The organism is Methylomonas sp. EFPC1, from assembly GCF_016925515.1.
GTDB lineage: Bacteria > Pseudomonadota > Gammaproteobacteria > Methylococcales > Methylomonadaceae > Methylomonas > Methylomonas defluvii.
On sequence record NZ_CP070494.1, the window covers coordinates 1,929,820 to 1,945,415 of the forward strand.

A 15,596-nucleotide genomic window follows, 5' to 3' on the forward strand; every position below is an offset into this window, starting at 1 on the left:
TCCAATCAAACTACAATTCAAGTTATTGGCATGGTCTATAAAAATCAATTGCAAAATCGTATCTCTCAACAGTAGCTTGCTTATCGACAATGCTGTCAGTGATGCCTTGTGTCCAATAGCCTTTTGCCACAGTTGAAATCTTTCCAAGGCCATCAATTACATCTGTTTCATGACCTGTAATAGCAAATGTACCCGCAATCTTGTTTTGTATTCCATAGGTAATGAACGTGTGACGAAAGCAATGAAATCCACTCAATTTTGCTCCTTCAGTGTCGTCGCGTAGACCAATGCTTTCAAGATACCTAATGAACCACTTTGATACCTTGGCTGATGCTTTACCGTTTATTGGTGTCCATGCTGGAAATATGCACTTGTGGTTATCACGTTTTATTCGTTGAATGTAGTCCAGGAGACCAAGATCAATTAACTTGGAATGGATAGGAACGATGCGAAGTGATGAACTGGTCTTGATGCTTTTATCAACGCCATCAGCTGATTCGCTTTCATCAGTAAAGTGGAAATACCAAATGCCAGTTGCTTCATCTCGCTTAATGTCTGTAAATGGGTTCAACTGGCACACTTCGTTGATTCGAGCACCAGTAAACAATCCAATCAGAGGCAGCCAGCAGTAGTGTGCTGTTTTGGGGTTAGCAGCATATTTTTTCATTTTTGAATGACTAAATAGCAGCTTGATTTCATCTTGCGTTAGAGCACGTTGTTTATTGATACCATTGGATCGATCACCTCGATACACCGCACCACTTACTGATAAATTAGGAAATCCTTGGTCTTTGTAATGCACCATTGCCCAGTTGATCAACAAACTAACAGTAGCGCGATAGGTACTATCGAACGTTCCTTCTGCAATCGTACGTCCATCATGAGTGGCTATAATTTCTCGAATCGACAACCCATTAAAAATTTTTGCATCTCGACGGACAGGTAATTTTTGTACCTGATCAAAGTAGTTGTTTACATCAGTCTGTAGGATTTGATTGATGGATTTATCTCCAATCAACTCAACAAAGATGGGTAGCGTAGATTTTAGCTTGGTCAGCGTGGCTTTGTTTTTTTGATCGTATCGTTCCAAAAAATCTTCAACGACGACAGAGAGCAGGGGAGCTTTGGGAGTGTTTGATCTAACAGTGATTGTTGAGATTTTTGCCAAAACTTGTTTTTGTGAAACCTGAGAAGTCAGTTCTGAAGAGCTAAAATCGCAGATTGTTCCAGACTTCAATTCATTAAACGTTGTAACAATATTCGCTGCTAATTGCAGAGCACGTGGAATGGCTTCGTGACGACTTTCTGTTTTTAGGCTTCGCACAATTTCTGTTGCTTTGAGCGATTCTTGATGCTCAGCAGGTACGCGAATTCTGAGGTAGTAGACGTTTTTGCGTCGAAAAAGATAGGGAATTTTTCCCACAAAAAAAGCCTCTTGTGTAACAGGTTTGTGTAGCAAACGCTGTTTCCTGAGGCTTTAATTTTGAAAGTTACTGTAAAATCAATAACTTAGATTGTGGCGGAGAAAGAGGGATTCGAACCCTCGATACGTTGCCGTATACACACTTTCCAGGCGTGCGCCTTCGACCGCTCGGCCATCTCTCCTAATACATTTTTGGGCTGATCTGCAGATTTAGTGCTTCAGAAATTGATCGCTTCATAACTTAATCTGCGTTTGTCGCCGTGATAGCGACCACCCAATCCCGACTAGGATAATGGATACACGGTTATTTTGCAATTCGGACGAGTATTTTCTCGGTTATTGGCTGCATTGAATTTCCCATGGGAGTTACTTCCCTAAAAGACAATCCAGTTTAGTCATTGGTTTAGCGCCCGATCAGCCCTTACTTGTACTCGGTTAACCATATTCTGTCGGATAAATAAATTGTTGAATTTTGCTCTTCAGTGGATCGTGGTCTAAGTTTGCGCAGGAGTTTGCTGGAGAGTGAACTCACCTTTTGTCGATGGCCTATCGGAGTGAACGGGGGAGCTCTATGAACGATATTTGTATTTCAAACGAAAAACCAAAAATTCTGATCGTCGATGATGTTCACGAAAACTTGCATACCTTGCTGAATATTTTGCGGCAAGATTATGCGGTGATGGCTGCTACTTCCGGTGAAAAAGCCCTGGAAATCGCCCGGCGCGCGTCGGCTCTGGATTTGATTTTGCTGGATATAAAAATGCCGGAAATGAATGGATACCAGGTGTTGGAATATCTGCGCGATGATCCGGCAACGGCCGAAATCCCGGTCATTTTTGTGACTGCGGCCGCCGAAGTCGGTGACGACGCCAAGGGTATGGCGCTGGGCGCCGACGACTATTTACTCAAGCCCGTAGTGCCTGAGTTGCTTCTAGCTCGGGTTAGACTGCATTTGGAGCTAGCCACCTATCGGAAACGCTATGGCAGACTATAATCGTTGGGGTCAATTGGCAACGCTGATCTAACTATTTCCTTGGATAATGAACAAAGACAAATCCCTATCGCTCAATCCCAGGCCGACTATTTTGGTGGTAGACGATCTTCCCGAAAATATTCACGGCTTACTCGAAGCACTCAAGGACGATTACGGCATTATGGTGGCGACGGAAGGCATGCGTGCGGTGGAGTTGGCGCAGGGCCCGACGCCGCCTGATTTGGTATTGCTGGACGTCAGAATGCCGGGTATGGATGGCTATGAGGTTTGTCGGCGGCTCAAGAGCGATCCTAGAACCGCGGGTATACCCATTCTCTTCGTGACGATAGTCGAAGCGTCCATCGAAAAAATTCGCGGTTTTTCCATGGGCGCCGCCGATTTCATTACCAAGCCGTTTGATATTGACGAAGTACGGGCCAGGGTCAAAACGCATCTGGAACTGAGCCGCTTACGCCGCGCTCTGGAAGGCCGGGTGAAACGTCTGAGCGAATACCGGCATGCCACCGATGTGTCTAATATCGTATTCCGCACCGATCCGCACGGCGTAATCACTTTTGTAAACGATGCATTTGTGCAAACCTACGGCTATACCCGCGAGGAGGTGATCGGCAAAACCAGCCGGATTCTCAAAGATCCCGACGCGGCACCGGGTTTGCATCGGGAGTTATGGAACACGATTCTAGGCGGTGCAATCTGGCGCGGGACCTACAGCAATCTTACTAAAAGTGGCGAGGTGATTTACATCAACAACACCATCGTCCCCATCCTTGACGCCGACGGCTCGATTCGCGAATTTATATCCACCAGCGTTAATGTCACCCATTTGATCAAACAGGAAGAGTTGATTCGGGAACAGACCACGGATGCGTTAACCGGCTTGCCCAACCGGGTGAAACTGATGCAGGATTTGGCTGACGCCGGTCCGTCGATATTGGGCATGATCAACATCGATCAATTCAAAGCCATCAATGATTTTTACGGTTTGCGCAACGGCGATAAAGTTTTGTTGGAAATTGGCGAGCGTTTGCAAAAAATGAGCGGCGCGGATGCGCAGGCTTACCGCATCGGCGGCGATTTATTTGCGTTGCTCTCCAAAACCGGTGGCGATCCCGGCCGTTTCGAGCAATTGATAGACAGCATTATCAAGCGTTTGGAATCGGAAGCGATCGATTGCGGCGAAGACAAGATTAACATCCGCGTGACTGCAGGCATCTGTTCGGGGGCCGACAGTCCTTATACGCATGCGGCGCTGGCGTTGGAGCGCGCCAGGATCGAACGTCGGGATTATTTGATTTATACCGATCAGATGCAGATCAAGTCGCACTACAAGGATAACATCCACTGGAGCCAGAAAATTCGCAGTGCCCTGGCCGACGGCCGCATCGTGCCTTTTTATCAACCCATCATCGACAATCGCAACGGGAAAGTCGTGAAATATGAAGCGCTGATGCGGATGATAGACGAAGAGGGTAATGTCATTCCGCCTAGCTTTCTCGGCGTGGCAAAACGCACCCGGCAATATACCGCCTTGACTCGCACCATCGTCGAACAAGTCGTGAAAGCCTTGCCCGAGTCGGAGGGAGAGATGAGTATCAACTTAACCGTCGAGGATATTATCGATGCCAATACGGTGAGCTTTATTGCCGAAAAACTCTCTCAGCCCGGCGTCGGTTCGCGCATTGTATTGGAGATTACCGAATCTGAAGGTATCGAAAGTTACGAGGAAGTGCGCCAGTTTGTTAATCGCATGAAAGGCTATGGCTGTCACTTTGCGATTGACGATTTCGGCAGCGGCTATTCCAATTTCGTGCATTTGTTGCGGTTAAAGATCGATTATTTAAAGATCGACGGCTCCATCATCATGAATATTATCGACAATCCGGATTCTGAAGTGATTGCCCGCGTCATAGTCGATGCCGCGCGGCGCTTGGGTATGCGCACGGTTGCCGAATTTGTGGGTAGTGCGGAGATCCAAGCCAAGGTCGTTGAGCTGGGTATCGATTTTTCGCAAGGTTTTTATCTGGGCAAACCGGCACCGCATACGCTGGGGACGCCCCGCCATGATTGAATCCAACGTGCATCCGGGGGAGGACATGAATCAGTCTGATCCAGGCAACTCTGCTACTAAAGCCGGAATGGAGTTTTAAGATGCGGCCGGTTTTTAATCAACATCCTCTGCGCAAGACGATAACTTGGCAGAGGCTCGTCGGTTTTACGGTCAGCCGGTTATCAAGGGTCGCCAGCGTTCTGCTGACGATAAGCTGTTGGAGTCATCCGGTGCAGGCCGACATCAGTGCGGCGACAATTCGTGGTCAAGTCACGCTGCGAGGGGCTGACACTCAGGCAGGCGCGCAAATCATCGTTACCAGTCTGGAGCGGGGGTTTTCCACGCGGACCTTTTCCCGAGCTGATGGCTCTTATGTACTGATGGCATTGAAACCCGGCCGTTACCAGCTCAAGGTGTTAGGCTTGGAAGGCCAGCAAAACAGTCAAGAGCTGACGCTGCAAGTGGGGCAGGTGGCCTTGGTAGACGTTGCGTTAGGCGATGATGATAGCGTCGCCGAACAGACGAGTGAGGGCAACTCCGCGGAGTTGGCTACCTATTTAACGCCCGAGCAAATGCAGCGCTTGCCGCAGGTAAACCGCAATTTTCTGAATTATGCCGATCTGGCGCCCGGTGTGAACGTGGTAAACGATGAAAATGGCAGTACTCGCTTGCAAAGCGGCGGGCAGCGGCCGGATAGCGTCAATTTGTTTATCGACGGCGTCAGTCAGAAAAACTATGTGGTCAGGGGCGGCGTAGCCGGCCAGGATTCCAGTCGCGGCAATGTGTTTCCAGAATCGGCCGTTGCCGAATATAAGGTCATTAGCCAGAACTATAAGGCCGAGTACGATCAAGTCGGCGGCGCGGCAATTTCAGTGCAGACCAAATCCGGCGGCAACACCTTTCACGGCGAAACATTTTACGATCATACCAATCAGGATCTGCGCAGCGTTACCCCCAGCGAACAACTGGCGGGCGGCAAGCGCGACACCGAGCAAGTGCAATTCGGTGTGACCTTAAGCGGTCCCATCGCCAAGGATGTCGCGCATTTTTTCATGGCATACGAACGTAAACTCAACGACGATTACGCCAATATTAGCGCGGGTGACGGCTCCCGCTTACCCGAGCCGTATCAAGCGCAGCTGGGCCGGGTGAACAGGCCGTTCAGGGCGGATTTGTTCTTCGGGAAACTGGATTGGGCGCTTAACGATAGTAATTTGATCGAAGTGTCTTTTAAGCTGCGCGACGAAACCGAAACCTTAGGGATTGGCGGTGAAAACTCAGAGTCTTACGCGCTGACCAAGGGTAACAGCGAAAAACGCCTGGATTTTAAATATCAATACAGCGCGGAACATTGGGTCAACGAAGCCCGGTTTACTTATGAAGACGCCAATTGGCGGCAACTGCCGGCTACGCAAAGTGCGGGTTTGCAGCTGCGTCGCCTGGACGGCAGTTTGAGTGGGGGTAATCTGAATAGCCGGAGTGTGTTGAATAGCGGCGGCGCGACCAATTATCAGGACAAGGGCCAAAGCGGGCCGGGTTTTCAAGATGATCTGACCTTCAGCGGTTTGGATTGGCATGGCACCCATGTCGTCAAGCTGGGTGCTAAAGTTAAACAGATAGAACTGGGCGCGGTAGAGCGCGATCCTTACCACCCGCAGTTCGGCTTAAATTTAAACAATCCTGCCGGCAACCCGTATCAAGTGCGTTGGGCAACGCCTTTGGTCGGCGGCGGTGACGGTTCCGCCCAATCCGATGTGACGCAATTCGGCGCGTATCTGCAAGACGATTGGAACCCTAATCGACATTTGAGCGTGAACCTGGGCGTCCGCTGGGATTACGAATACAACCCCGGCTATCTAAACCATGTCACGCCCGGCGATGTCAGCAGCGCGCTCCGCAACTGGCGTAATATTCACAACGCGAATACGGGTTACGACATCGAGAACTACCTCAGTAACGGCGCTAACCGCGCGGCGGACAGCAATAATATTGCGCCCAGATTAGGTTTGGCATACGACTTATTCGAAGACCAGCGGCATGTGTTGTTCGGCGGTTACGCTAAAGCCTACGACCGCCATATTTACGACGTGTTGCAACTGGAACGTACCAAGGGCAGTTATCCCAGTTTTAGCGTCAATTTTCAGGGCGACCCCAATTACGATTGCGTGGCCGGCGTCGACTGCATTGCCTGGAATCCCGAGTATTTAAACTATACGCCGGCGCAATTGTCCGCACTGACCGGCGCCAGTGCCGGCAGCAGCCGTGAAATCAACTTGATGCGCAACAATCTGCGCACGCCCTATGCCGACCAATTTAATATCGGCATGCGCAATCGTTTCGGCGATTGGCATACCGAGGTCAGCTTGTCGCACGTACACAGTTACAACGGTTTGGTCGGTTTGCTGGGCGGCCGCAATGCCGACGGCAGCTTTTACGCAGCCGGGTCCGGGTTCGGGGGTACATTTCAGGCCGTGCCTGGCTTTGGGCAATTAATTTTGTTCGATAACGGTGTACAGACCAAAACCAATTCGGTATTTGTCAAAGCCGAAAAACCGTACAGCAAAGACAGCGGCTGGGGTATGACGTTTGCCTACACCTTTACCGATTCCGAGGAAAACAAACCGCAGTCTTTCTTTGATAACAGCAGTTATTTGTTTGAACATCCCAATACCCACACCAATGGCTGGCTGGATACCGCCGGGGTCAGAAAACATAAGCTGGTGACAACCGCCAGTGTCGATTTGCCGTGGGATTTGATTTTTTCGACCAAGTTGACGCTGGCGACCCCGGACACCCGCTCCGGCGTCAACTGTGCAAGCGGTGCTTGCCGTTTTGATACCTTTACGCCGCAAGGTAGCGATTTTATTTTTCCTGGACAGTGGTGGGGATATAAACAAGTCGACATTGCGCTGATAAAAAGTTTCGATACGCCGCACGACACCCGGATGAAACTGCGCCTGGATGTATTGAATTTATTCGATTTTAAAAATTATGCGGCATTTAACAGCGACTTTGCCTCGCCGAATTTGGGGGCGCCGCTGACCGTGCTGGCCGGACCGAGTTTGACGGTGAAATTGACCGCCCGCCTGGAGTTTTAATGCCGGGCAAGTTAGTGAGCGCGGGTTTATTGTTGTGGGTGTTGCTCAGCAGTTTCGGCGCCGCTGCCGACGACATGCTCAACGCCAAAACCAAGGCCAATTATGTGTTCAATTTCACCAAGTTCGTGGAGTGGCCGGCGCTGATGAACGATACGCTGCATGTCTGCATCGTCGGCGCCGAACCTATCGTTAACTTGCTGAGCGACTTGGCCAGCCGCGATACCAAGGGGCATTTATTGCAAATCTGGTCGGGCATAGACGACCCGCAGATTTGCCAGATTTTGTATATCGACCATGACGCGCCGGAATTGCCAGCCTTGATACAGCAGGTGCGCGGCAATCAGATATTAACTGTCAGCGATGCCGAGGGGTTTGCCGGCCGCGGCGGCTGTATCGGTTTTTATAGCGAAAACGGCCAGATCAAACTGGAAATCAATCCGGACGCCGTGCGCCGAGCGCAATTAAAAGTCAACGCCTTGTTGATGGAAATCGCCCGTATCGTCCGTTAATTCACTCCGGAATCCCATGACAAACCAGGCTGAATTTAAACGCGATTTGACCATAAAAACCAAGCTGGTGCTGATCATGTTGGCAACCAGCATTTTGTCCCTGCTGCTGGCGGGGGCCGGTTTTATTGCCCAGGAACACATGCGGGTAAAAGAGGATATGGGCCGGGATTTGAGTTCTCTGGCCCGCATCATTGCCAATCGCAGTACCGTGGCCTTGTCGTTTAATGACAGCAGCGTCGCCAACGCCACTTTGGCCGCTTTAAGCGTCAAGCAGAGCGTGGTTTCGGCCTGTATTTACGATAGCGCCAATCAGCTGTTTGCACTTTACGAACCCGGCTTGGCCTGTCCGCTGCAACATCCGGAGCCTTCGGCTAGCGAGCGGCCGCGATTCGACGATGCCTATTGCACCATAAGCGAAACGATAGCCTTGGACGGTCGCATTTTGGGAAGGGTTTGGATAGCCTCCAGCCTGGCGGAGCTGGATTCATTATGGCGGGATTTTTTGGCTGCGGCGATGGGTATTGTGATGTTATCCGGTCTATTCGCCTTGCTATTGGCTTCCAGTTTGCAGCAAGTGGTGTCCGGTCCGCTGGTCAGGTTGAAGAAAACTGTCGAAACGATCAACAGCGAAAAGAACTACACCTTGCGCGCCGCACAAGAGAGTAACGATGAATTGGGTGCGCTGATTCAAGCCTTCAACACGATGATAGCCACCATCGAAGCTCGCGATAGCGAACTGTTGGCTTTGAACCGGCAGCTTGCCGAAAACGAAAAACTATTGGCCAGCATCAACGAAGGTCTGGAAGAGCGCGTGGCTGCCCGCACAACGGAGTTGGCGGAAATTAACGCCAAATTGGCGCATAACAGCGTAATGCTGGCCACCGTGCTGGATAGCATGTCGCAGGGCTTGATAGCCTTTGACAGCAATTTAAAGTTATTGGTTTGGAATAAAAAACTCAGCGAGGTGCGCGGTTATCCGGAAAGCATGCTGGCAGTGGGCAGGGACCATGCCGATTTCGTGCAGTTTGATTTAACCGATCCGCAGTTGCGTTTCCGTGATCCCGATACCGAACTGCGGCAATTGCTGGAAGAAATAAGACATTTTCGGCCGCACAATTTTACTCGGCAAAGATTGGACAACCGGGTCATCGAGATCAGCGGCGGGCCGATAGCCGATGGCGGTTTCGTCAGTACTTACGAGGATGTGACCTTACGCAAACAGGCCGAGCTGGCGTTGAAAGAGGCTCGGGACGCCGCCCAGTCAGCCACCCAGACTAAAAGCCAGTTTCTGGCCAATATGTCGCACGAGATTCGCACGCCGATGAACGGCGTGCTGGGTATGTTGCATCTGGCTTTGCAGACCGAATTGACCGCGTCGCAACGCAATTATTTGGCAAAAGCCCACAGTTCCGCACGTACCTTATTGGGGATTCTTAACGATATTCTGGATTTTTCCAAAATCGAGGCCGGTAAATTGGCGCTGGAAGAAACCGAATTTCGCTTCGATAGCGTGGTGGAGCAATTGGCGGACATGATCGGTTACCAAGCCGGTTTGAAAGGTATCGAGTTTCTGATCCGTCACGATCCGCAAATTCCGCCGGTGTTGTTAGGCGATCCCTTGCGTTTCGGCCAGGTGTTGACCAATTTATGCGGTAACGCGCTGAAATTCACCGAAGCCGGCGAATTGGAACTGGCATTCTATTGCCTGGCCAAAACCGATAGCACTATCGATTTGCGGGTATCGGTCAGAGATACCGGCATCGGTATGGCGGAAGACGATCAGAAAAAACTGTTTCAAGAGTTTACCCAAGCCGATCAGGGCACCAGCCGGCGCTTTGGCGGCACAGGTTTAGGCTTGGCCATCTGTAAAACCCTGGTGGAAATGATGCAGGGCCGGATCTGGATCGAGCAGTCGCAACTGGGCCAGGGCACAACCTTTTGTTTTACCGTGCGCTTGGGCGTGGCTACGGACACCTTGCTGCATCAAGACGCGCTGGAGCAAAGCATAGGCGTGTTGTTGGCCGAGGTGCGGGTATTGGTGGTGGATGACAACGAGGCTTCCCGGGAAATCATCAGCGATATGTTGCGGCCGTTTCAATTACGGGTGAGTTGTTCGGCCAGTGCGGCCGGGGCGCTGAGAGCGTTGCGGGAGGCGCCGGCTGATCAGCCTTTCGATGTGGTGTTGATGGACTGGAAAATGCCGGGTATGAACGGCGATGAGGCGATCAGGCAGATTCGCGCCGACACCAGCCTGATGCCTCAGCCCAAGATAATCATGGTCACCGCTTACGGCAGCGAAGATGTGATGGTGTTGGCGGGCCGGGCCGGTATCGATGGCTTTTTGATCAAACCGGTATCGCCGTCCTCCTTACTGGATGCGATTTTGTCGGCACTTGGACGTGGCCGGGTGCTTGGGGCGGTGGATAAATTTAAGCAATTGGGCGGGGCGGATATTGCCGGTATCAAACAACTGCAAGGGATTCGGTTGTTACTGGTGGAAGATAACGAAATCAACCGCGAATTTGCCTGCGAATTGCTGCGCAGCCACGAGATTGAGGTTGACGAAGCGGTGAACGGCGAAGAAGCGGTCAGCATGGTTAGGCAGCATCATTACGATGCGGTCTTGATGGACATCCAGATGCCGGTGCTGGACGGCTTGCAAGCCACCGTCAAAATTCGGGCCTTAGCGGAATCCGAGAACGATCAACGTTTTGCAACTATGCCCATCATCGCGATGACCGCCCATGCCATGGCCCGCGATGTCGAGAAAAGCCTGGAGGCAGGTATGAACGATCACGTTACGAAACCGATTGATCCCGACCGCTTGTTCAAAGCATTGGCAACCTGGATTCCGCTCACGGCCGACGGCGAACAGAGCCAGGAGGCGGCGCGGATTTATCAAGCTGCCGATTATCCCGAAGATTTACAAACCTTGACCAGCTTGGATATTGTGCAAGGCATACGCCGGATCGGCGGTAATCCAGAGGCCTATCGCAAACAGTTATACCGTTTTAAAGAACACTACCCGGATGCGGTCGCCGAGATTCGCGGCTTGATCAATGCCGGGGAACTCAAACAGGCTGAAGAGCGTTGCCACGCCTTGAAAGGGGTTAGCGGCAATCTGGGGGCGACGGATTTATTCGAAGCCGCCGCCGGTGTGGATATTGTCCTTAAGCAAAATCAAATACCGCCCGCTGAACACTTGCAGTACATGGAAGGATTTTTGCGCCAAGTCATCGGGCAAATTGAGGTCTTGCAAGCACTGGCGAGCAGCCAGGCGCCCGATACGGTTCCGCTTGTGACAGGGGTTACCGACGCCGAGATAGCGGCGGATTTACAGACATTGTCGCGATTGCTGGAAAGCGATCTAGGCGCGGCCGAAGCCATGTTGGAGCAATTACAGCGTAGTATGGCCGGTCATCAGTATTTGCCCTTACTGGAGGACATCGCCAAAAAAATCGACCGATTTGCCATTGACGAGGCACTGGCGCAACTGAGCGAGTTGCTGCAAAAACTTTAACGCCAGCCTAACCCCGGCTTTGCAGCGTGCGGTCGATAACGATGCAATTTAATTTACCTGCCCAGCGTCAATATCTTACAATTCGGTAGCCCACGGCTAAAATAATTACTTAGGAGGATCTCATGTTTAAATTTCGTATGCTGGTTTCTGCGATAGCGCTGACTGGTTCGATGTCTGTTATGGCGGCGGATGCGCTGCCCACCACGGCGCCAGCGCCTGCCAACAACCCCACAACCCCCGAAAAAGTTGAACTGGGTAAAATGCTGTATCACGATCCGCGTCTGTCTTCCACGGGCACCGTTTCTTGCGCGTCTTGCCACAACACCATGCTGGGTGGCGAAGATAACCGGCCCAACTCCATGGGTGTCAACGGCCAAACCGGCGGCCGCAGTGCACCAACGGTCTGGAATGCGGCATTCAACAAAGTGCAATTCTGGGACGGCCGCGCCGACAGCCTGGAAGCGCAAGCGGCAGGTCCAGTCACCAACCCTATCGAAATGGGTATGAAAAGCTGGGATGACGTGGTTGCTCGCTTGAAAACCATCAAAGGCTATCGCCATGCTTTCGAAGTGGCCTTTGGTAGCGATGCCGAAGCTATTACCAAAGACAACGCCACCAAAGCGATTGCCGCCTACGAAAGAACTTTGATTACACCGAATAGCGCTTACGACAAATATGTCAAAGGCGATAAAGACGCCTTGACCGAACAGCAGGAACGCGGTCTGAAAAAAGCCGTGGAACTGGGTTGCACCAGTTGCCACAGTGGTCCGGCCTTTAACGGCCCAGGGGTATTCCAAAAATTCCCTGTTAACCCTAGCGGCTACTTCGAAGCGCAATACCACTTCCAAAAAGACAAAGGCTTGGCTGAAGTCACCAAAAAAGAAAGCGACGAGCACCTGTTTAAAGTGCCGACTCTGCGTAACGTGGCTTTGACCGCGCCTTATATGCACAACGGTTCGGTAAAAACCTTGGATAAAGCTGTTTGGTTAATGGCTAAATTGCAATTAAATCAAGAGTTGTCCGATGCTGACGTGGCTGACATCGTCGCGTTTTTGAATGCGCTGACCGGTGAATTCCCAGCGCAAACCATGCCGCAATTGCCAGGAACACCGGGTTCCAGCTTTAACTGAGTTTTATCAGGTAGTTAAAGATTAAGGGGGGCCGCAAGGCCCCTTTTTTTGTCAAAATACTTCCCTCACGGGGCACAATACGCAATGTAGATTAAGAGTGTTGGGTACTTTAAGTCGTTTCCGGGGCAAAGTCATTGGACGGTTTGCCAACTTTTGCATGGTGAGAATACGTTGACCCTGATTTTATTTGAAGGATCGCCAAAGCATATTACCGAACAAGCACCGGCAAGCCGAAAATAATCATTGCGGGAAAATATTACCGTTTCCCTGATAGGCAAAGATATGTATAAGCGTATCTTTACCATCTGCTTGGGGGCTTTTTATGAAAAAATACTTAACGATAATATGCCTGGTCATCGCGTCATTTTCATTTCAAGTTAATGCGTCAACTTTAAGTTGGAGCACAATTACCGGTTACGGCCCTATTCTTGGAAGTTTGCAATCAGGTCAAAATTCGCCGCAGGATCTATTCGGCATAGTAACCGGCCTACGTATTGAAACCAATGTGCTTGACGATTGGACTTTTAATTTACACAACAGCAGTCAAGTTAGGGTTTCAGTGAGTTCCCTAGAAGCTAACACTGGGAGTCTGTTATACGCCGTCAACTTGGATGGAAGTCCATTGGCTAAAAGTGCCGGACCTGCCGATGAAGCTTGGTCCTTTGACGGTATATTGACTGCCGGCTCTCACACGATAAATATTCTGGGTATCGCCATTTCCCTGGAGAGCACAAGTGGCTACCAAGTTAATGTTAGCGCCATGAATGCAGTTGTTCCTATCCCGGCGGTTGGGTGGATTTTCAGCTTTTTTCTGTTTTATATGTTCCGAAATATGCCGCGCCGTCGAGGTTATTGATGCTGGGTATAACAAATGGATGCAATCTTTCCGCTGTCTCCGCGGGACCAACAAAGACTCTGAACGCCGGTAAGGATTTGTGTTCCGTTGCCATTTCAGGTGGTTGGATATTGCAAAGCTTCTACGACAAAACCGCTGATATTTCTGCGGCGTTTTGCGATTGAGTCTTCGGGCGGTAAGTCCAATAGACTTTTGATTTTCAGCTAAGCAAAAGCTGACAATTTTAGGATTGGCGATTAAATCGCTCCCGCATTTGCGGGAGCGCATTGCTCAAAGTAGCGTAACTTTGAGTCCTATCACTTCACTTTCTACGGGAATGCCCCGGGTCTATTCCGCAACAGAATTGACGGATTCCTAAGGCTCGCAGCAAGTTTTAGCTGGCTTGGCCGGCGGCAGTCGCTTCCGGGACTTCGATCAAACGGCCGGTTTTGACGTCGTAAACATAACCATAGACTGGAATGTCGCTAGGTACCAGGGGGTAGGACTTGATGCGCTTAACATCTTCCAACACGCTTTCGGCTTGGTTTTTGATGGTCAGCCAATTGATGTATTTGCCGTCGGTGGAGCCGGGACCAACGCCGCTGTCGTGCCAACCGCTGGCATCGACGCTGGCGGTTTTCAAACTGCTGGCGAGCAAGTCGCTCATGATGTCGTTGGTAAAGGTTTCCATACCGCAGTCGGTGTGATGAATCACAAACCATTCCTTGGTACCGAGTAATTTGTAGGAAATAACCAGGGAGCGAATCGCGTCGTCGCTGGCGCGGCCGCCGGCGTTGCGGATCACGTGGGCGTCGCCTTCGGATAAACCGGCGTACTTGGCCGGGTCCAGGCGGGCGTCCATGCAGGTCAGTATGGCAAACTGACGAGCAGGGGGCATAGCCAAATCGCCTTTGGTGAAACTGGATACATAATCGCGGTTGGCTAATAGTACTTCGTTGTGAATTTTGCTCATAAAAACCTCGGTGCATGAAAAAACGTCTGGCCTGAATGTCAAACCAGACGAGGTAACGACTATCTCCGGGCGGCATTGTAGCCAAGCGGCATTCTGGTTTAAAGACGCTATTTGGTTTATAAAATATAAACTTTAAGTTTATATTGGATGCTTCAATGGATAAGTTTAACAACATGCGCGTTTTTTGCCGGATAGTCGAGCTAGGCACTTTCTCGGCAGTCGCTAAAGAACTGAAGCTTTCTACCATGATGATCAGCAAATACATTGCCCAATTGGAAGCGTCTCTGGGGGTGGTGCTATTGCATCGCACTACCCGTAGCCTAAGCCTGACCAGTGCCGGCGAGGCCTACTATAACCGCAGCAAGCAATTGCTGGAAGATTTGGCCGATTTGGAGGCGTCTACCGCACAATCAGGCGAGCGGGTGAAAGGCACCATTAAAATCAGCGCGCCTATCGATTTCGGCGGCATGTACATGGTGCCGGCCATCGACGCTTACATAAAGCGCTATCCGGAAGTGAAGATTTTAATGTCGTTGGATAACAGGCCGCCGAATTTGCGGGTCGGCAGTTTCGATATTTCCCTGCTGGTGACCGATACCCTGGACCCTGGCGTGGTGGCGCGCAAGATTGCCGAGACCGAATTATGTACCTATGCCTCGCCGGCCTACATAGCAGAAAAAGGCTGTCCACAAACCATAGACGAACTCAGTCATCATCAATGCCTGCATTACGTGGACACGCCGCACGGCGAGTTTTGGTTGTTCAACGTCGACGGCGAATTGAAGAAAATTAAGTCCGATTGGGTGCTGGCGTCCAATAACGGGCGCGCGCTATGTCAGGCGGCCGCTCTGGGTATGGGCATCGTGCAAGCGCCCAGACTATCGGTAGCTCCGTATTTACAAAGCGGCGAACTGGTAGAAATCCTCAGGCAATATCGCCGGCCGGCCATCGCCATTTACGCTACCTATCTGCAACGGCGCTTTTATCCAGCCAAATTGACTACGTTTATCGATTTTTTGTTGGCGTATTTCGAGCGGTAGGGGGCTTTTGGTGTCGGGTGACAAATC

Annotated in this window: 10 protein-coding genes and 1 tRNA gene; 8 read left to right on the top strand and 3 right to left on the bottom strand. The window is 50.9% G+C overall.

All coding sequences use genetic code 11. The annotated features are described in order from the left end of the window. Positions 1 to 22 precede the first annotated feature (22 nt). Together JWZ98_RS08960 and JWZ98_RS08965 are read right to left on the bottom strand one after the other, a co-directional pair. Positions 23 to 1,423 carry a site-specific integrase gene (locus JWZ98_RS08960; RefSeq protein WP_205454020.1) on the bottom strand — a complete coding sequence of 467 codons (1,401 nt, stop codon included), beginning with the start codon at positions 1,421 to 1,423 and terminating at the stop codon, positions 23 to 25. Positions 1,424 to 1,517: 94 nt separating this feature from the next. After that, positions 1,518 to 1,605: transfer RNA gene (locus tag JWZ98_RS08965), tRNA-Ser, on the bottom strand. Positions 1,606 to 1,994: 389 nt separating this feature from the next. Between JWZ98_RS08965 and JWZ98_RS08970 the strand changes: the two genes are divergently transcribed. From JWZ98_RS08970 to JWZ98_RS09000, 7 genes are all read left to right on the top strand, one after another. Continuing rightward, a complete protein-coding gene (locus JWZ98_RS08970) occupies positions 1,995 to 2,417 on the top strand; it encodes a response regulator (RefSeq protein WP_205454021.1) in 423 nt (140 codons plus the stop codon). 46 nt (positions 2,418 to 2,463) lie between these two features. Further along, a complete protein-coding gene (locus tag JWZ98_RS08975) occupies positions 2,464 to 4,485 on the top strand; it encodes an EAL domain-containing protein (RefSeq protein WP_205454022.1) in 2,022 nt (673 codons plus the stop codon). Between the two features lie 80 nt (positions 4,486 to 4,565). Then, complete coding sequence (locus tag JWZ98_RS08980; RefSeq protein ID WP_205454023.1) at positions 4,566 to 7,562, top strand: carboxypeptidase regulatory-like domain-containing protein; 2,997 nt, start codon at positions 4,566 to 4,568, stop codon at positions 7,560 to 7,562. Further along, positions 7,562 to 8,071 carry a YfiR family protein gene (locus JWZ98_RS08985; protein WP_205454024.1) on the top strand — a complete coding sequence of 170 codons (510 nt, stop codon included), beginning with the start codon at positions 7,562 to 7,564 and terminating at the stop codon, positions 8,069 to 8,071. The genes JWZ98_RS08980 and JWZ98_RS08985 overlap by 1 nt, the downstream gene beginning before the upstream one ends. A 16-nt stretch (positions 8,072 to 8,087) precedes the next feature. Further along, on the top strand, positions 8,088 to 11,591 hold the full coding sequence (locus tag JWZ98_RS08990; RefSeq protein WP_205454025.1) for a response regulator: 3,504 nt from the start codon (positions 8,088 to 8,090) through the stop codon (positions 11,589 to 11,591). Between the two features lie 122 nt (positions 11,592 to 11,713). Continuing rightward, on the top strand, positions 11,714 to 12,721 hold the full coding sequence (locus JWZ98_RS08995) for a cytochrome-c peroxidase (protein WP_205454026.1): 1,008 nt from the start codon (positions 11,714 to 11,716) through the stop codon (positions 12,719 to 12,721). Positions 12,722 to 13,043: 322 nt separating this feature from the next. Then, positions 13,044 to 13,577 (top strand): hypothetical protein, encoded by a 534-nt coding sequence (locus JWZ98_RS09000; protein WP_101055483.1) that lies wholly within the window; start codon positions 13,044 to 13,046, stop codon positions 13,575 to 13,577. 373 nt (positions 13,578 to 13,950) lie between these two features. Here JWZ98_RS09000 and JWZ98_RS09005 read toward each other — a convergent pair whose 3' ends face one another. Beyond that, positions 13,951 to 14,529 (bottom strand): carbonic anhydrase, encoded by a 579-nt coding sequence (locus tag JWZ98_RS09005; RefSeq protein ID WP_205454027.1) that lies wholly within the window; start codon positions 14,527 to 14,529, stop codon positions 13,951 to 13,953. 155 nt (positions 14,530 to 14,684) lie between these two features. Here JWZ98_RS09005 and JWZ98_RS09010 point away from each other — a divergent pair, with 155 nt between their 5' ends. Continuing rightward, positions 14,685 to 15,569 carry a LysR family transcriptional regulator gene (locus tag JWZ98_RS09010; RefSeq protein ID WP_205454028.1) on the top strand — a complete coding sequence of 295 codons (885 nt, stop codon included), beginning with the start codon at positions 14,685 to 14,687 and terminating at the stop codon, positions 15,567 to 15,569. Positions 15,570 to 15,596: the final 27 nt, after the last annotated feature.